Raw genomic sequence first — 16,341 nt, forward strand, 5'->3', positions numbered from 1 at the left:
TTCCGGAGCAGTGGCGACTTATAGCTTAGGACAAGTATAAAGGCTGAAAGCTCCGAAAGGCATGAAATGCTTCTTGAACAAGGCGAAAGGTTGCCGGAATAGGGCAATGAGAGAAATGAATTTCCCGCCATCTGATCGGTGGCGATGAAAAATTACTCAGTACTGGCGCTGTCGGTCGCGGTTTCAGGCCGATCTGCGGCCGGTGTTTTTCTCAGGTGGGATGATTTTTGCAGCATTTCCAGCATGGCTTCCACGTGACGGGCGCCGACCTCGGCAATATTGAATGCATCGGGATTCATCAGCCATTCCTGCAGTAAACCAATAATGCCAGCGTGAACCACGGGAACTGCGACCTCGACATCGAGGTCCGAGGGCAGCTGACCGACGGAAACCGCACCTTCAATCAAATTCCGCAACCGCGCTGTTCCTTCGGCGTGGCCCTCGCTGCAGCGCTGGTTGATTTCCCCGTTTTCGGGCACCCATTCGCAGCGCAGCAGAATGATGGCGAAGATCCGATGCCATTGTTCGTTTGACATCACCTCGCGGTACATAAAGAGCCAGCGGTTACGCAGTTCGCCCAATGGGTCGCAGGATTGATGGGGCGCCTGACAGAGAGATTCGTCTGGCAGCTGGATCCTGTCGGCCAGTGCGCTGAACAGGTCCGCCTTGTTTTGAAAATGGCCGTATACCGCGCCGCGGGTAACCCCCGCCAGCTGGGCAATCTCGGTCAGGGAGGGGCGGGAAACCCCTCGCCGGTCGAAGACCTCCACCGCCGCGTCGAGAATCTTCTCGCGGGTCTCCAGGGCGTCTTCTTTGGTTCGTTTGGCCATTATCGGGTCCTGATTAGAGGTGCTGCGCGACGGAACACTGGCGCATCGCTGTGGGGGTTGATCTTACTTTACATTCATCCATGAATAAATAGTTGATATTCATTCATGAATGTATTTAAATCGACTCAAGTTGCCATGCTGTCCACTTAAGTCAGGTCAGTTCGGCAAGCACTCTTCTTCGCCCGACATGGGCAAATGCGCTGATCGGGCCATTCAGTCAGCCCGTCACGTTCTTTTTATGGCCGCCGTTTCCGAGCGGCGCCATTTTTTCTAGCTACTTATCGCGGTGGTACCAGTTGGTACCGGTATGGACGCAATTACGAGGTCGTCATGTTGCACAAAAAGAAGTCGTTGATCTCCGGCAGCCTGTTGCTCGCCGTAGCGCTGTTGTCAGCCTGCGGAGAAAAACAACCCGCCATGCAGGGACACACGCCGCAGGTCACCGTTGTCACCCTGGATACCCAGCCGGTTACCCTGACCCGGCAGCTTCCCGGCCGTACCAGTCCCTTCAAGGTGGCGGAAGTTCGCCCGCAGGTCGACGGTATCGTCAAGGATCAGCTGTTTAAAGAGGGCGGTCTGGTGGAAGCCGGCGGCGCCCTGTATCAGCTGGACGACGCCCGCTATCAGGCGGATTTCGACAGTGCCAAGGCTTCGCTGGAGCGGGCGCAGGCTACCCTGACCGTGTCCAAGCTGCAGGCAGATCGCACCCAAGAACTGGTAAAGACCGGCGCAGTGAGCAAGCAGGACAACGATTCCGCCGTTGCTGCACTGCAACAGGCGAAAGCGGATGTGGCCTCTGCCAAGGCCGCGGTACAGCGGGCCAGAGTGATGCTGGATTTCGCCCGTATCAGTGCGCCGATCAGCGGTCGCATCGGCATCTCGTCGGTAACCCAGGGGGCATTGGTAACCTCAAACCAGGCGGCGCCATTGGCGACGATTCAACAACTGGACCCCATCTATGTGGACCTCACCCAATCGGTGAGCGAGTTGCTGAACCTGCGCAAGTCACTGGCCGCGGGAACCATGGAGCAGACCGACGACCTGCCGGTAACGATTCTGCTGGAAGACGGCAGTCCCTATCCCCACGCTGGCAAACTCGAATTCTCTGAGGTGAGTGTTGATCCCACCACCGGCAGCGTTCGTCTGCGCGTAGTAGTACCGAATCCGGAAAATGTATTGCTGCCCGGCATGTATGTGCGTGCAGCTGTTGGCAGTGGTCAGCGTGAAAACGCCGTGCTGGTTCCGCAGCAGGGTGTGGCACGTGATCCGAAGGGAAATACCACCGCGATGGTGGTTGGCGAAGGCAATACCGTGGAAGTTCGCCCGGTACAGGTTTCGCAGACTGTTGGCAGCAACTGGCTGGTGGAAAGCGGTCTCAAGGCCGGTGACCGTGTGATCGTCGAAGGGCTGCAGAAGATTCGCCCCGGTGTCGTCGTCAATGCTGGCGAGGCCGCGGCGCCTGCGCCAGTGGATCTGCCCGCACCGAAAAATGAAACCGCAGATAACGCACAGAACGAAGCCAGCAAGGGGTAATTGAAATGGCAGGTTTCTTTATCGATCGCCCGATCTTCGCGTGGGTGATCGCCATCGTCGTGATGCTGTTCGGCAGCCTCGCGATCAGCAAATTGCCGGTAGAACGCTACCCGGATATTGCGCCACCCGTGGTTTCCATCACCGGTGCCTATCCCGGCGCGTCTGCCAAAGTCATCGAGGACTCGGTGACTCAGGTGATCGAGCAGAACATGAAGGGCCTCGATGGCCTGCTGTACATGTCTGCCACCAGTCAGTCTATTGGTACTGCAGAAGTTACCCTGACCTTTGCCAACGGCACGGATCCGGATATTGCCCAGGTACAGGTGCAGAACAAACTGCAGCTGGCCATGCCTCTATTGCCGGAAATCGTTCAAAGGCAGGGGCTTACCGTGGGTAAAGGAAGTGCCAGCTTCCTGATGGTGGCCGGGTTCGTCTCGACCGATGGCAGCATGACCAAAGAGGATATCGCGGACCATGTGGTGTCCAATCTGGTCGACCCGCTGAGTCGCGTACCCGGTGTGGGCAGTATTCAGGTGTTCGGTTCAAAATACGCCATGCGAATCTGGCTGGACCCTAACAAGCTCGACGCCTACAAGCTGACCCCGACCGATATCATGGCTTCGGTGCGCAATCAGAATTCTCAGGTGGCAATCGGCAGTCTCGGTGGCACCCCGGCGGTGCAGGGACAACAACTCACCGCCAGTATTACCGCGCAAAGCCGCATGCAGACGCCGGAAGAATTCCGCAATGTCGTGCTGCGGGCAAACCCGGACGGTTCTGTACTGAAGCTGGGTGATGTGGCGCGAGTGGAAATGGGCACGGAGAGCTACGACTTTTTGACCCGATACAACCGCGCGCCGGCCACCGGCGTTGCGATCACTCTGGCCACCGGTGCCAACGCCCTGGAAACCGCCGCCGCCGTTAAAGAGAAACTCGCGGAACTGGATGAAAATTCCCCAGCCGGCCTGAAAACAGTGATTCCCTTCGACACCACGCCGTTTGTGGAAGTGTCGATCAAGGGTGTAGTCCAGACCCTGGTGGAAGCGGTGATCCTGGTCTTCCTGGTGATGCTGCTGTTCCTGCAGAACCTGCGCGCAACCATCATCCCTACGATCGCGGTGCCTGTGGTATTGCTCGGTACATTCGGTGTGCTGTCGGTGCTCGGCTTTTCGGTGAATATGCTCACCATGTTCGCGATGGTACTGGCCATCGGTCTGCTGGTGGACGATGCCATCGTGGTGGTGGAAAACGTGGAGCGGGTGATGCATGAGGAAAACCTCTCGCCCAAGGAAGCCACAAAGAAATCCATGAAGCAGATCACCGGTGCTCTGATCGGTATCGGTGTGGTGCTATCGGCGGTATTCGTTCCCATGGCCTTTATGGAAGGCTCGACCGGCATTATTTATCGCCAGTTCTCCGCCACCATTGTGGCCGCTATGGCTTTCTCGGTGCTTGTTGCGATCGTGCTGACGCCGGCGCTTTGCGCGACCATGCTGAAGCCCGGTTCGCACGGTAGCAAGAAAGGTTTCTTCGGATGGTTCAACCGCAATTTCGACCGCAGCGCAGCCTCCTACCAGCGCGGAGTGCGCGGTATTCTCGCCCGCAGCGGACGCTTTATGGTGATCTTCGCGCTTTTGAGTGCGGTGATGGTGTTCCTGTTTGTGCGCTCGCCCAGCTCCTTCCTGCCGGAGGAAGATCAGGGTGTGCTGTTCTCTTTGGTGCAGACGCCGGTTGGCGCCACCCAGGAGCGCACCATGGAATCTGTTGAGAAGCTGGAAAACCACTTCCTTAACAATGAATCCGAGCTGGTGGAATCCGTATTCTCGGTACAGGGCTTCAGCTTTGCCGGTAGTGGCCAGAACAATGCCATGGCCTTTATCAAGCTGAAGGACTGGGGTGAGCGTGAGGAAGAATCCGAGCAGGCGGGTGCCGTTGCCATGCGCGGTATGGGTGCCCTGAGCCAGATCAAGGATGCGATTGCCTACGCCTTTTCACCCCCGGCGTTGCCGGAGCTTGGCACCTCGGCTGGATTTGCAATGTACCTGCAGGACAATGCCAACCAGGGGCACGAAGCGTTGATCAACGCGCGCAACCAGCTGCTGGGTATGGCGGCACAGAGTCCGTTGCTTGCGGGTGTGCGCCCGAATGGCCAGGAAGATACGCCACAGTTCAAGCTGAAGGTGAACAATGCCAAGGCCGCATCACTCGGTGTGTCCATTGGTGATATCAATAGCACCCTCGGGGTTGCCTGGGGCGGCCAGTACATTGATGACTTTATCGATCGCGGTCGTATCAAGCGCGTGTATATGCAGGCCGACGCACCATTCCGGATGAACCCGGAGGATTTCCGTCTGTGGTCCGTGCGTAATAACAATGGTGAGATGGTGCCGGTATCGTCCTTCGCCACCTTTGACTGGGATTACGGTTCCCCGCGTCTGGAGCGCTATAACGGCGTGCCGGCGGTACAGATCCAGGGGCAGGGCGCACCTGGCGTGAGCTCCGGTGATGCCATGGCGGAAATGGAGCGTCTGGTGAGCCAGTTGCCGGAAGGTTTTGGCCTGGAGTGGACCGCGCTGTCTTATCAGGAACAGCAGGCCGGTTCTCAGACCACGCTGTTGTACGTGTTGTCGGTGCTGATCGTGTTCCTGTGTCTGGCTGCGCTTTACGAGAGCTGGACGGTGCCGACCGCGGTACTGCTGGTGGCGCCACTGGGTATTCTCGGTGCGATTGTGGCGAGTAACCTGCGCGGTTTTGAGCGTGATATCTACTTCCAGGTGGCGATGCTGACCACCGTGGGTCTCACCAGTAAAAACGCGATTCTGATCGTGGAGTTTGCCAAGCAGAACCTGGAAGCGGGCATGGAGCTGATTGAAGCCACCATGCACGCCGTGCGCGACCGCCTGCGCCCGATCATCATGACCTCGCTGGCATTCGGCCTGGGTGTTCTGCCTCTGGCGATTGCATCCGGCGCGGGTTCCGGTGCGCAGCAGGCCATCGGCACCGGCGTACTGGGTGGCATGATCGTGGGTACTCTGCTGGGTATCTTCTTTATCCCACTGTTCTTTGTGGTGGTGCAGAAGTTGTTTGGCAAGAAATCGGTGCAAACCGAAGAGCAAGAATTCGTCGACACGCTGGGTATTGAGGGCGAAAAAACAGAACGCCACTCAGAACCTGCTTAATCCGACTAGACGTCTGTAAACCTTGGCCGGGTGTTGCGCAAGCAGCCCGGCCTTTTTTATGTCTGTGAGAAACGTCGGAACGATTCGTCGTAAATCAGCGGACAATGGCCACCGATTTAATCTGTGCCCAAACCGGCGAGTTCTCTTGCAGAGCCAGCTCGTGCAGCGATCGGCGTGTAACCCGCGCGATGACATGGGTGCAGCCCCGGGGGGCGCCCGCATCCTGCGGTACCATTCGAACCAGCACCATGGCCGGGTCGGTATCCGCGGTGATTTCCTGTACGCGCATGGGCAGTCGATTGAGGATGCTGGATTGCTGATCGCCGGTGCGCGTCAGGCTTACATCTCGTGCCAGAATCCGGAGCCGAATTTTCTCTCCCGGTGCTTCCCCAGTGTCACGCAGCCAGAATTCACCACCGGCGAACTGTGCGCGCAGCAAGTTCCACTGTGCGTCGCGCTCAATGACTTCGGCTTCCAGCAATACACCCAGATCGTCGCCCAGTTGAACCGGAAAATCCGTGCGCGATAGCAGCTCCGTTGCCGGCCCCGCGCGTTGGATCTTGCCGTTTTCCATCAGCAGCAAGTGATCCGCAAGCCGCGCGACCTCTTCGACGGAATGGCTCACGTACAGGATGGGCATATCCACGGACTGATGGAGCTTTTCCAGGTACGGCAATATTTCACGCTTGCGCGCCTGGTCGAGGGCTGCGAGGGGTTCGTCCATCAGTAATAGCCGTGGCTTAACCAGTAGTGCGCGGGCAATGGCCACGCGCTGCTGCTCTCCACCGGACAGAGAATCCGGGCGCTGTGAAAGCAGGGGGGCAATCCCCATCAGTTCGACGATCTCATCGTACTCGTCATTGCTCACCGGCTGCGTTGCGCGCTTGCGTGCAAATCCCAGATTGCCTTCGGCATTGAGGTGCGGGAAAAGGCTCGGCTGCTGGAAGACAAAACCCAGTGGGCGCTGATGCACGGCAAGCGATTGCCTGCGATCTCCCGCTTTTTGCCAGGTCTTGCCATTCACCGTAAGGCTGCCCGTTTCGCAGGGCTGCAATCCGGCAATACAGCGAAGCAACGTGGTTTTGCCAGAGCCGGAAGGCCCAAAAATTCCCGTCACGCCATTGCCCGGAATTTCAAAATTCACGTCCAGCGCAAAGTCGCCCCCACGTCCTTGCTGACGGAGGGGTAGATAGAACTTACCGGTGATTGATTTATCAGAAGAAATCTCAGGGGCCATAGCGCCACCCACCGGCCGACTTGCGTCGCTGGAGCATATACAGCGCCAGTAAAACAGAGAACGAAAACACCAGCATGGCAGCGGACAACCAGTGGGCCTGGGTGTATTCGAGGGCTTCCACATGGTCGTAAATCTGTACCGACACCACGCGCGTCTCACCGGGAATATTGCCGCCGATCATCAGGATGACACCAAACTCTCCCACGGTATGGGCGAAGCCGAGAACGGCGGCAGTGACGATGCCGGGTTTGGCGAGCGGCATGGTGACATGCCAGAAGCGATCCCAGGGGCCGGAGCGCAAAGTCGCTGCAACTTCGCCGGGACCCGGGCCCTGTGCCTCGATGGCATTCTGTATCGGTTGCACCACGAACGGCAGTGAATAGAGCAGCGAGGCAATTACCAGTCCTGCAAAGGTAAATGGCAGAGTGCCGAGCCCGATGGACTCGGTCAAATTACCCAGCGGCCCCTGCGGGCCCATAAAAATAAGCAGATAGAAACCGAGCACCGTCGGTGGCAATACCAGGGGCAGCGTGACCACGGCACTGACCGGCCCCTTCCACCAGGATCGGGTCTTTGCCAGCCAATAGGCCAGCGGCGTGCCCAGTACCAAGAGCAGCAGGGTAACGGTGGTGGCGAGTTTCAGGGTCAACCAGATTGCGGCGAGATCGGAATCAGTCAGCATTCACGGGTACCCGGTATCCGTAGGACTCGATAATTGTGCGCGCCCTGGGGCCTTCTAAAAAATCCCAGAAGGCGTCGACAACCGCCCGATCTCCACCTTTGTTTGCACGGGTCAAAATCGCCGCATCCTGTCGAATCGGGCGGTACAGCGACTCCGGCACTATCCAGCCGGAACCTTCGGAAATAGTGCCATTGCGATAGACCTGAGAGAGTGCGATCAGGCCAAGCTCCGCATTGCCACTGGCGACAAATTGATAGGTCTGGGAAATATTCTCACCCACCACCCGCTTTTGCTTTGTCGCTGTATCGAGGCCGAGCGCGGTCAGCACTTCCAACGCGGCGGCGCCGTAGGGCGCGAGTTTTGGATTGGCAATCGCCAATCGCTGAAAATCGCCGGACTGGAACACCTTCCCCGCGCTGTCGACGTACTGATCGGTGGCAGACCACAGCAAGAGGCGCCCTTCGGCATAGGTTATTCTGCTGTCCGCCTCGGCGAGATTGTTGTCCACCAGCCGGGTGATCTTGTCTTGATCCGCGGAGAAGAACGCCTCAAAGGGCGCGCCGTGACGGATCTGAGCGAAGAGTTTGCCAGAGGAACCAAAGGCCAGCCGCACCTTATGCTCGCTCTGCGACTCGAATGCGTCAGCAATCTCATTCATCGGCGCGGCAAAATTGGAGGCGACGGCAATGGTGATTTCTGCCGCACGGGCCGCCGGGGCAGTAAAGGTACCCGGGCCCATGGCAATGAACAGGCCGGCAAAAGCGATTGCAACAGGCCGATTACGGAGGCGGCAGCTTGCCCATCCCAGCACTCGGTAACTCCTCATAGCTGACGGGGGATTGGTGGAAATGTAAGAATGGCCGTCATTATACGACCAATCAACACGGCACAGCGGTTTGCTTTGCATTACGAGTATGACTTGATGACCGAAAGCACGCCCGTGAGTGGGCAGCCAGTGGAGGCGGGCAAGGCCGAAGACTCCCTCCAAAACCCCGAATTTCTTACTGGTTTGCGTCAGCAGATGGTGAAATTTGCCCGTTTGCAGCTTCGCGACGACGATCTGGCGGAAGACGCGGTGCAGGAGGCGCTGGCTGGTGCCCTGAAGAATGCAGATTCCTTCAGGCGTCAGTCTGCGCTGCGCACCTGGGTGTTTTCCATCCTCAAGTACAAGATCACCGATATCTTGCGCCACCAGAAAAAGGTCATTGCCAGCAGCGAGCTGGGGGATGACGAAGAGCGGGAGCAGATCTTTTCCGAGGCATTGTTCAATCCTGCTGGCCACTGGCACAAAGCGGAGAGGCCCAGCGCCTGGACGGGCCCGCAGGGCGGTGTGCACAGTGACCACTTCTGGCGGGTGTTTGATGCCTGTATCAATGGCTTGCCGGAGAAGCAGGCGCGAGTGTTTATGATGCGTGAATTTATTGAACTGGAGTCGGAGGAAATCTGCGATCAGCTTTCCCTATCGACCAGCAATCTGCATGTGATCCTGTACCGGGCGCGGCTGCGGTTGCGTGAGTGCCTGGAAAGTGGCTGGTTCGATCAGTCAGGTTCGGAGGTAGCCAAATCATGATGAATTGTAAGCAGGCCACCCGTTTGCTCTCGGAACGTATGGAGCGCGATCTCAGCCGCCGGGAGCGTTTTGGGCTGAAGTTTCATTTGCTGATGTGTCGCGGTTGTCGAAACTTTGGCCAACAAATGGGCTCACTCCGTGACATGGCGAAAACCTATACCAAAACCTCCACCAAAACCGATCCCAAGAGCGATGCGGTGCGCGAGACTGGTGCCAGCCCGACCGAAGAGCGGGATGGCGCGAGCCGGCGAGATTAGCGTCAGGCCTGAGGTAGAGCGGGCTCTTGTGGAGCCGGCTCTTTTCTTCCGTACCAGAACCGATAGAAATCTTCGGTTACCTTTTGCTCGATATCCGTGGCTTCTTCCCGTGGGCAGAACAGGGTAATCGTCAGGACATCGTGACCGAGTTCGCTGGTGGTTATCTTGATCTTGGGCTCGGTGCCCGCCAGGTCCACGCCCATGCGGCTCTCAATCAGCTTGCAGTAGCGCTCCGCAACATCTTTAAACGACTCGCAGTGCTCAAGCACGCGCTCGGTGATATAGGCTTTGATGGCAAACGGGTTCTCGCCCTTGCTTTCACGCACAATCGAGAAACTGTGTTCGATGTAACGGCGCATAAAGTTCAGGTTCTTTACCGGCTGGGAAAAGAACACGCTGTTCGGTACGTACAGCGTGGTGCCGGTGTAGCCATTGCCGAGGCCGTGGGGGTCGATTTCCAGCAGGGTCGTGCTCAGCCAATTGTTGTCGATGACCTCACCAAATTGCTCGCCAATCTTCACCCAGTCACCGATGGTGAAAGAGCGCATGCTGACCTGATAGATACCGCCCACCAGGCATTGCACCACATCCCGCAGGGCAATAACGATCGCCACGGAAAAGGCCGCGATCGACAGGGCAAAATTCCGCAGTTCTGACACCCAGATAGCAAACAGCCCCAGCACCATTATCAGGTTGCCAAAGTTGTGGACCATATGGATGCGGCGGCGGATGTCCTGGCGCTGCCAGCTGGTTTTGCGGAAAGACTGGGTGAGCAGAAAACGCACCAGCAATACACCGGCAATCAGCACCAGGCTCCAGGCCAGTTGACTGTCTAATAGTGGGCGAATGAATTCGCTGTTCATGAAAGGCTCAGTAAATCGGTGTTCGGTAGGGGATGCCGCCAATGCCATGGGATTTCTCCGGCACAAATCACGATTGCCAGGTTGAGAAATTGAGTATGGTTTGATGGCAGCGGGTGGGGGTAAATTCAGGCGGCAGTGTAGCCGAAAGGACGAAATCTCCGCAACGACCACAGGCACGCCCGTTGCCGCAACGGTTAGTCGGCGGGCTCTGAAACCGCCATGTGGTCTGCCAGTTTGTCCATTAGCACTGTTGCCGCGTTTTCTGTCATCCGCTGACCTTCTTCTATGTACTCCCACACGGTAGTGTCGCTTTTCCACCCGCCCTGTTTCTTGATCAGCTCGAAATCGACCTTCTCCCGCGCAGCCGACGTTGAAAGCCCCCGGCGAAAACTGTGGCTGCTCAGACTGTCGAGGAAATCAAACCCGCATTCCTTGCCAAGCTGCTTGAGTATCTGGTTCACCGCGCCCGGATTCAGCGCCTTATCCTGCACCTGATCCCAGCGATTCACCCCGCGGAACACCGGCCCCCGGTCTATGTGTGCCGCTTTCAGCCAACGCTTCAGGGCAATTACCGGGCAGACATTTGCGTCGCCAAAGGGGAGGGCGCGCTGCAGGCCATGCCCGGTCTGATCCGTTTTTGACCGGGGTAAAAATACAATCAGTCCCTCCTCCTCCCACTGGAGGTCTTCTACTCGAATGGCCACCAGTTCACTACGCCGAAAAGCGCCAAAGAAGGCCATTAGCACTATGGCGAGGTCGCGGTCTCGTTTGCGGCACTCTGGTTGCGACCGAATGTGGCGGGTAAGGCGGGCGATATGCTCCAGCCGCAGTGCCTTGGCTTTCTGTTTCGGCTTGCCGTGCACCCGGCGAATACCGCTCATGGTTTTTTCTACCAGTGGTTCCTGTACCGGATTGGGTATTCCCTGGTAGCGGTGCCATTGGCCGATCGCGGTCAGGTGCAGATCCAGAGTGCGGGGGTTCAGGCTTTCCGCGCGGCTTAAAAGGTAGCGCACCAGTGTGTCTGCTTCCGTGGGCAGGCGGCCACCCCATTTTTCAAACTGGCGAATTGCCGAGCGGTACGCGCGACGGGTGCTGTCGGATGTGGCGGCGTTCAGATATGCCTGCAGGTCGGCATGAGTTGCTACCGGGCTTTCACTCTCGTCTCGTTCCGAGGGGAATTCCCGTGGCGTCTGTGGCGAAAAGATTTGGTCGGGGAGGGGGTTTTTCATTTTTTGAATCAGTGGCTTTGCATGGTGTTTTGTACCGGATCTTGCTGCGTAATCGACGCGGTAGGATTTCTAACTTGCGATAAGTGTAATTATCGTGTGTTAAAAAATGCGAATCAACGATTGATTCCAAATCTACAAATAATGTAATAATACGTAATATGTAATTCGGTACGTAAAAATAACCAGAGTACAACGGAGAAACCCATGGCGCGCATCGGAGTTGGATACATCGATATTGCCAAAGCCGCAGAATCACTGAAGCAGCGCGGCGAAGAACCCACCGTAGATAAGGTGCGTGCAGAACTTGGTACAGGCAGTAAGAGCACGATTGCGCCGCTACTGAAGCGCTGGCGTACGGAAGTAGATGGTGAAGTTGTCGATACTGCAGGGCTGCCGCGGGAGTTGGTGGATGCGCTCAAGGCGGTGTACGAGCGTGTGCAATCCATGGCGGAAGCCGAGGTTCAAAAAGTCCGGGAAGAAGCTGACGCTGCGCTGGGGAATCTTGAGCAGGAGCTTGCCAGTACGAAAAGTACCCTGGCGACGCGAACGGTAGAGCTCGAACAGTTGGAGCAAAAGTTGCAAACTTCAGAAGCAGAGGGGAAAAATCTGCAGTTGCAGCTTGCGGAAGCACGCACTGCGCTGGAAAAGTCCGAATACCAGCGAGGGGAGGGCAACACGCGGATTGCAGAGCTGAAGTCATCACTCGGCGAGTTGAAAGCGGAAAACCGGGATGTGCGTGAACACTTCGAGCATTTCCAACAGCGAACCGCAGAAGACCGGCAGCAAGAGCGCGATCAGGCACGCCTGGTAGCCGAGCAGCTGCGCGCTCAGGTGGCTGCTTTGAATGAGCAAAGCAATGAGTTGAGCGGTAAGCTGGCTGAAGTGCGAACTCAGCTGGACAGCGCACATTTTCAGCTTCGCGAGCAGGAAACCGACCGGCAGGCGCTTGCCCAGAGAGAATCCGCCGGCCGGGCGCAGATTGCAGCATTGGAAGATCGCGTTTCAGAGCTGCAGCAACAATTGAGTGAGAGTGCCGCCGCATCCGCCCGTATCGGTGAAGAAGCCTCTTCGCTTCGCGTCAATGAGGCCTCTGCAGTTCGCGAAGTTCAAATCCAGAAAACGATGGTGGCTAAACTTGAGGCAGAGCTGGTCGCCTGTAAAGCGAGTGTAGATACGCTGCACGAAGAGAACCGCCGTGTACTGCAGGAAAAGGCCATCTTGCAGGGGCAATTCAGTCAGCTGGAGCGCTCGGTGTCAGTGAGCCCTGCGGCCACAGAATAACTGAAGATTGATACGATCCCACGCAGTTTCAGAAAGTAGCCAATAAGAACAAGGAATGCCCATGGAAGATCCACGTGAACACCAGCTCAGCATGAGCGTGCTGATGACTCCGGATATGGCGAATTTTACCGGCAAAATACACGGTGGGGATCTGCTGTCGTATCTGGATAAGGTGGCGTACTCCTGTGCCAGCCGTTATGCCGGGTGCTATGTGGTGACTCTGTCTGTCGATCGGGTAGTCTTTCGACAGGCTATAAACGTAGGCGAACTGGTGACCTTTCTCGCCTCCGTGAATTACACCGGTAATACCTCGCTGGAAGTAGGGATCAAGGTAATTACCGAGGATATTCGTAGCCGCGTAGTTCGGCACACTAACAGCTGTTACTTCACCATGGTGGCACTGGATGACGACGGCAAGCCGACGCCTGTTCCGCCACTGAAGCCAAAAACCGTGGTCGATAAGCAGCGATTTGAGGCGGCATTGTTGCGACGCAAGTTGCTCCATGAACAGGAAGCGGCACACGAGGCGATCAAGGAAAAGGTGCGCGGCTTTCAGTTTGAGAGCTGACGCCCTCAATACGCGGCTTAGTTCACCGCGTAGCGCATTTGCTGGCCAGAGGGCAGGGCGGTGATATCCAGAAAGTACGTCATGTAAAAATGCATCGCTCTTGCTGCCTGTTGATCGGTGTCGAGCAGGGCGCTCAACGGTGAGTGAAATGTGATGAGGTGGGCCATTTCCAGATGGTAGTCCGCGCAGCGACTGGGCAATGCATCCGCCAGAATGGTGGCAATTTGACGGGCAACCAGTGGCGAGGTGCCGTAGTCCGTCAGAACGCGAGCCATGCGTCGGCAGAAGCGCTCCCGGTGGGCCAGTTCTGGCGCGAAAAGTTCAATAGCGAAATAGAGTTGTTGGCCGATGGACATGATGCTCCCCCCGAGTAAAACGAGCGGCGCATCCTAGCGTTTGCGTAGTCCGGAACCTATACGATAGGGGTGCTTTGGCATGAATCGGCTGCCAAAATTTGTAACCAGTCGGTCATAGGATGCGGGTAGCGCCAGTTCCGCCAATTGCGGTGGCGGCAAAGGCGCCAATTGCCACTGTCTAGGCCAAAATCCAGCCTCCCACAGCTCCACCTAGGACCACCAGCCAGGGTGGGAGCTTCCAGAATACCAGGGCGACCAATGCAGCCAGCCCCAGCGCGAAATCCTGTGGACGATGAATCGCGCTGGTCCAAACCGGTTGATACAACGCGGCCATTAGCAGGCCAACTACACCGGCATTAATACCGGTCAGCGCCGCGCGAGCGCGCGTGTTTTGGCGCAGTCGCTCCCAGTGCGGCAGTGTTCCCGCAACCAGCAAAAAGGAAGGGATAAATATCGCGATCAGGCACAACAGGCCGCCCATCCAGCCTCCTGGCCCCAGGTTAATCGCCGTGCCAAGAAATGCAGCAAAGGTGAACAAGGGGCCGGGTACTGCCTGTGCTGCACCGTAACCTGCAAGGAAGGTTTCTTCATTTACCCAGCCCGGTGTTACGACTTCAGCCTGCAGCAGGGGTAAAACCACATGACCACCGCCAAATACCAGGGAGCCGGATCGATAAAAGGCGCTGATTATTTCGGCGGTACCGCGGGGGAACAATTCTGCGATCAGCGGGAGTCCGATCAGTAGAGCGAAAAAGAGCGCCAGCCAAAACCGGGCGGCAGTATGTCCGACAGCCACGGGTAACGGTTCGTGGTCCGATTCCGCGCCAGGCCTGAATATGACCAGGCCCAGGATTCCCGTGGCAACGATCACCCCGACCTGGCCGGCTGCGGAAGGTATCCACAATGATGCGCAGGTGGCCGCGGCCATTATGGTCATGCGCTGTGTATCCGGGCACAGAGTGCGAGCCATTCCCCATACTGCCTGGGCCACCACCGCGACAGCCACCACCTTCAGTCCCTGGAGAATTCCGGCAGGCAAGATCTCACCGTAGGCGGTCATGCCAAGCGCAAAAAGGATCATTGCGATCGCGGATGGCATGGTGAAACCGGTCCACGCTGCCAGTGCGCCTCGATATCCCGACCGAGACAGGCCGAGGGCGATCCCCACCTGGCTGCTCGCCGGTCCGGGCAAGAATTGGCACAGCGCGACCAGGTCCGCGTAGCTGCGCGCACTCAGCCAGCGACGGCGCGTAACAAATTCTTCATGAAAGTAACCAAGGTGCGCAATTGGGCCGCCAAATGAGGTCAGCCCCAAGCGCAAAAAGATCAGAAAAATCTGCCACGGGCTGTTGCGGCTGTGAGCGGATGAAGGCATTGGGTCCTCTAGGGTTAGCTGAGCATTACAGATAACGGTACGGATAAGAATACTCTGGGACGACTAAGCGTCCCGCAGCTATTCGACTTTTCGACTCTTGCCACTTTCTGCGCGCACCCGGTTTTCCGTCTGTACATAGACAGTATCCGTTGTCGCCATACTGGAATGGCCCAAGTCTTCAGACAGATCCTTGAGTGCGCGGCCGCGTTCAACTTCCATGCTCGCACCCGTGTGCCGGAGCCAGTGCGTAGAAGCTTCCCGTAGTTTCCGCGCGCTGTCTTCACCCTCGGCTTGTCGCATATCGTCGTAAGCCCGGTCGAAAACCTGCTGGACGATTCGTGCCAGCTGCCGTGCTGTCATGCCACCCTGACCGCGGATTTTTTCGACGATAGGGTGGTTTTCACCGGTGACGGGTAGGGGGCTTAACCCACGGTAATGCCGGTAACGCTTCAGGTACGGAATAAAGCTTGGCGGGACCGTGATATCCCTTAACTTACGCCCTTTTCCGTAAATTTTTAGCCACCAGTTACCATCGGTATCCTGCCAGAAATGGCTCATCAGCGGCGACCAGGCGCGACGCTCGGAGAGCTCTGAAATCCGTAGAAATAGCGTCTTGAGCGCACAAATAATAAACAGGCTGCGCTCATGGATGGGATCTTCATCGGCCATCGTGTGTGCCACATTGAAGACATATTGCCACTGCGCCTCGGTTAGCCGTCGGATTTCCTTGACCTGGGCATCTCTGATGAAGTGCCGGCAATCACCCTTGGCGATCTGTGCGGGGTTTCCATACAGGTATTCTTCGTTCATCAGGTATTTGTAGAATGCGATGATGCCGGTAAAGATGCCGGTCAGGGTTTGCTGGGACGGACGGTATTTCTTTTTATCGGGCTCTTCACCCGCTGTCGGACGGTTTTTGGGGAGTTTGAGCCGAAATGGCGCCCAGGCTGGATTCTGTACGTAGCGGCCATTCGTCAGCTGAAACTTTTCGTGATTCGCGAGGCAAATCCAATCTACCGGCGGCTGCCAGCAGAAATCGGCGTACTCGAGGATGTCGGCCTTGCGCAGTCGGTCCATGGGCGTTTGCTTAATTTGAAACACCCACAGCAGGAATCGCTCAGTTTCATTGCGAAACCGCGTGTAGGTATGTTCAGACTTGTTGCGGCCGATATAGCTGAGAAACTCCTGGCCCCAGAGCCAGTGTTCCATCCACCAGGGTTCGCCGGAGGTCAGGAAATCTTTCAGTTCCGGGAAATCACCAAAGAAGGTTTTGTCCGGGCTGACGGGCTTGAAGCCTTTGATGGCGTCATAAGTTGGGTACAGCGCGACGGGTTTCGGGATCGCCATATCTGGAGCCTGAGCGAGGATTTTGTTGGTTTAT

General features: G+C 57.1%; 15 protein-coding genes. 6 read left to right on the forward strand and 9 right to left on the reverse strand.

The genetic code is table 11. The annotated features are described in order from the left end of the window. Positions 1–152: 152 nt before the first annotated feature. The gene (locus ACYX4K_RS05960; protein WP_475093038.1) at positions 153–830 is read right to left on the reverse strand and encodes a TetR family transcriptional regulator; all 678 of its coding nucleotides are present in this window, start codon (positions 828–830) and stop codon (positions 153–155) included. Positions 831–1,160: 330 nt separating this feature from the next. On the opposite strand from ACYX4K_RS05960, the gene ACYX4K_RS05965 reads away from it, so the two are divergent. Then, on the forward strand, positions 1,161–2,363 hold the full coding sequence (locus ACYX4K_RS05965) for an efflux RND transporter periplasmic adaptor subunit (protein ID WP_475093037.1): 1,203 nt from the start codon (positions 1,161–1,163) through the stop codon (positions 2,361–2,363). A gap of 5 nt (positions 2,364–2,368) precedes the next feature. Continuing rightward, entirely contained in the window at positions 2,369–5,542 is a 3,174-nt protein-coding gene (locus tag ACYX4K_RS05970; protein ID WP_475093036.1) for an efflux RND transporter permease subunit, read from the forward strand. A 94-nt stretch (positions 5,543–5,636) separates the two neighbouring features. On the opposite strand, the gene modC is transcribed toward ACYX4K_RS05970, so the two are convergent. Genes modC through modA form a run of 3 tightly spaced genes read right to left on the reverse strand, consistent with a single transcriptional unit; the run spans position 5,637 to position 8,272 of the window. Continuing rightward, positions 5,637–6,779 carry a molybdenum ABC transporter ATP-binding protein gene (modC, locus tag ACYX4K_RS05975; protein ID WP_475093035.1) on the reverse strand — a complete coding sequence of 381 codons (1,143 nt, stop codon included), beginning with the start codon at positions 6,777–6,779 and terminating at the stop codon, positions 5,637–5,639. Next, entirely contained in the window at positions 6,769–7,461 is a 693-nt protein-coding gene (gene modB / locus ACYX4K_RS05980; protein ID WP_475093034.1) for a molybdate ABC transporter permease subunit, read from the reverse strand. Before modB ends, modC begins: the two co-directional genes overlap by 11 nt. Next, positions 7,451–8,272 carry a molybdate ABC transporter substrate-binding protein gene (gene modA / locus ACYX4K_RS05985; protein WP_475093033.1) on the reverse strand — a complete coding sequence of 274 codons (822 nt, stop codon included), beginning with the start codon at positions 8,270–8,272 and terminating at the stop codon, positions 7,451–7,453. Before modA ends, modB begins: the two co-directional genes overlap by 11 nt. Positions 8,273–8,383: 111 nt before the next feature. Between modA and ACYX4K_RS05990 the strand changes: the two genes are divergently transcribed. Both ACYX4K_RS05990 and ACYX4K_RS05995 read left to right on the forward strand, forming a co-directional pair. Continuing rightward, the gene (locus tag ACYX4K_RS05990) at positions 8,384–9,031 is read left to right on the forward strand and encodes an RNA polymerase factor sigma-70 (RefSeq protein ID WP_476178789.1); all 648 of its coding nucleotides are present in this window, start codon (positions 8,384–8,386) and stop codon (positions 9,029–9,031) included. Then, the gene (locus ACYX4K_RS05995; RefSeq protein WP_475093031.1) at positions 9,028–9,288 is read left to right on the forward strand and encodes a zf-HC2 domain-containing protein; all 261 of its coding nucleotides are present in this window, start codon (positions 9,028–9,030) and stop codon (positions 9,286–9,288) included. Before ACYX4K_RS05990 ends, ACYX4K_RS05995 begins: the two co-directional genes overlap by 4 nt. A gap of 2 nt (positions 9,289–9,290) precedes the next feature. On the opposite strand, the gene ACYX4K_RS06000 is transcribed toward ACYX4K_RS05995, so the two are convergent. Together ACYX4K_RS06000 and ACYX4K_RS06005 are read right to left on the reverse strand one after the other, a co-directional pair. Beyond that, the gene (locus tag ACYX4K_RS06000) at positions 9,291–10,151 is read right to left on the reverse strand and encodes a mechanosensitive ion channel family protein (RefSeq protein WP_475093030.1); all 861 of its coding nucleotides are present in this window, start codon (positions 10,149–10,151) and stop codon (positions 9,291–9,293) included. Between the two features lie 194 nt (positions 10,152–10,345). Then, positions 10,346–11,380 (reverse strand): site-specific integrase, encoded by a 1,035-nt coding sequence (locus ACYX4K_RS06005; protein ID WP_475093029.1) that lies wholly within the window; start codon positions 11,378–11,380, stop codon positions 10,346–10,348. Between the two features lie 204 nt (positions 11,381–11,584). Here ACYX4K_RS06005 and ACYX4K_RS06010 point away from each other — a divergent pair, with 204 nt between their 5' ends. Then, the gene (locus ACYX4K_RS06010) at positions 11,585–12,661 is read left to right on the forward strand and encodes a DNA-binding protein (protein WP_475093028.1); all 1,077 of its coding nucleotides are present in this window, start codon (positions 11,585–11,587) and stop codon (positions 12,659–12,661) included. Positions 12,662–12,722: 61 nt separating this feature from the next. After that, positions 12,723–13,229 (forward strand): acyl-CoA thioesterase, encoded by a 507-nt coding sequence (locus ACYX4K_RS06015; RefSeq protein ID WP_475093027.1) that lies wholly within the window; start codon positions 12,723–12,725, stop codon positions 13,227–13,229. Between the two features lie 17 nt (positions 13,230–13,246). Here ACYX4K_RS06015 and ACYX4K_RS06020 read toward each other — a convergent pair whose 3' ends face one another. The 3 genes from ACYX4K_RS06020 to ACYX4K_RS06030 all read right to left on the reverse strand — a co-directional run bounded on the left by ACYX4K_RS06020 (position 13,247) and on the right by ACYX4K_RS06030 (position 16,307). Then, complete coding sequence (locus ACYX4K_RS06020; RefSeq protein ID WP_475093026.1) at positions 13,247–13,585, reverse strand: hypothetical protein; 339 nt, start codon at positions 13,583–13,585, stop codon at positions 13,247–13,249. A 178-nt stretch (positions 13,586–13,763) separates the two neighbouring features. Beyond that, a complete protein-coding gene (gene chrA / locus ACYX4K_RS06025) occupies positions 13,764–14,960 on the reverse strand; it encodes a chromate efflux transporter (protein ID WP_475093025.1) in 1,197 nt (398 codons plus the stop codon). 78 nt (positions 14,961–15,038) lie between these two features. Then, complete coding sequence (locus ACYX4K_RS06030) at positions 15,039–16,307, reverse strand: tyrosine-type recombinase/integrase (protein WP_475093024.1); 1,269 nt, start codon at positions 16,305–16,307, stop codon at positions 15,039–15,041. Positions 16,308–16,341 lie beyond the last annotated feature (34 nt).

The organism is Microbulbifer sp. ABF4_107 (assembly GCF_056312215.1).

Coding starts and splice junctions, on each gene's coding strand:
- ACYX4K_RS06005 (WP_475093029.1), bottom strand. CDS start 11,380: ATGAAAAACCCCCTCCCCGACCAAATCTTTTCGCCACAGACGCCACGG.
- ACYX4K_RS06000 (WP_475093030.1), bottom strand. CDS start 10,151: ATGAACAGCGAATTCATTCGCCCACTATTAGACAGTCAACTGGCCTGG.
- modC (WP_475093035.1), bottom strand. CDS start 6,779: ATGGCCCCTGAGATTTCTTCTGATAAATCAATCACCGGTAAGTTCTAT.
- ACYX4K_RS06030 (WP_475093024.1), bottom strand. CDS start 16,307: ATGGCGATCCCGAAACCCGTCGCGCTGTACCCAACTTATGACGCCATC.
- ACYX4K_RS05995 (WP_475093031.1), top strand. CDS start 9,028: ATGATGAATTGTAAGCAGGCCACCCGTTTGCTCTCGGAACGTATGGAG.
- ACYX4K_RS06015 (WP_475093027.1), top strand. CDS start 12,723: ATGGAAGATCCACGTGAACACCAGCTCAGCATGAGCGTGCTGATGACT.
- ACYX4K_RS06020 (WP_475093026.1), bottom strand. CDS start 13,585: ATGTCCATCGGCCAACAACTCTATTTCGCTATTGAACTTTTCGCGCCA.
- ACYX4K_RS05970 (WP_475093036.1), top strand. CDS start 2,369: ATGGCAGGTTTCTTTATCGATCGCCCGATCTTCGCGTGGGTGATCGCC.
- chrA (WP_475093025.1), bottom strand. CDS start 14,960: ATGCCTTCATCCGCTCACAGCCGCAACAGCCCGTGGCAGATTTTTCTG.
- ACYX4K_RS05990 (WP_476178789.1), top strand. CDS start 8,384: ATGACCGAAAGCACGCCCGTGAGTGGGCAGCCAGTGGAGGCGGGCAAG.
- ACYX4K_RS05960 (WP_475093038.1), bottom strand. CDS start 830: ATGGCCAAACGAACCAAAGAAGACGCCCTGGAGACCCGCGAGAAGATT.
- modB (WP_475093034.1), bottom strand. CDS start 7,461: ATGCTGACTGATTCCGATCTCGCCGCAATCTGGTTGACCCTGAAACTC.
- ACYX4K_RS05965 (WP_475093037.1), top strand. CDS start 1,161: ATGTTGCACAAAAAGAAGTCGTTGATCTCCGGCAGCCTGTTGCTCGCC.
- ACYX4K_RS06010 (WP_475093028.1), top strand. CDS start 11,585: ATGGCGCGCATCGGAGTTGGATACATCGATATTGCCAAAGCCGCAGAA.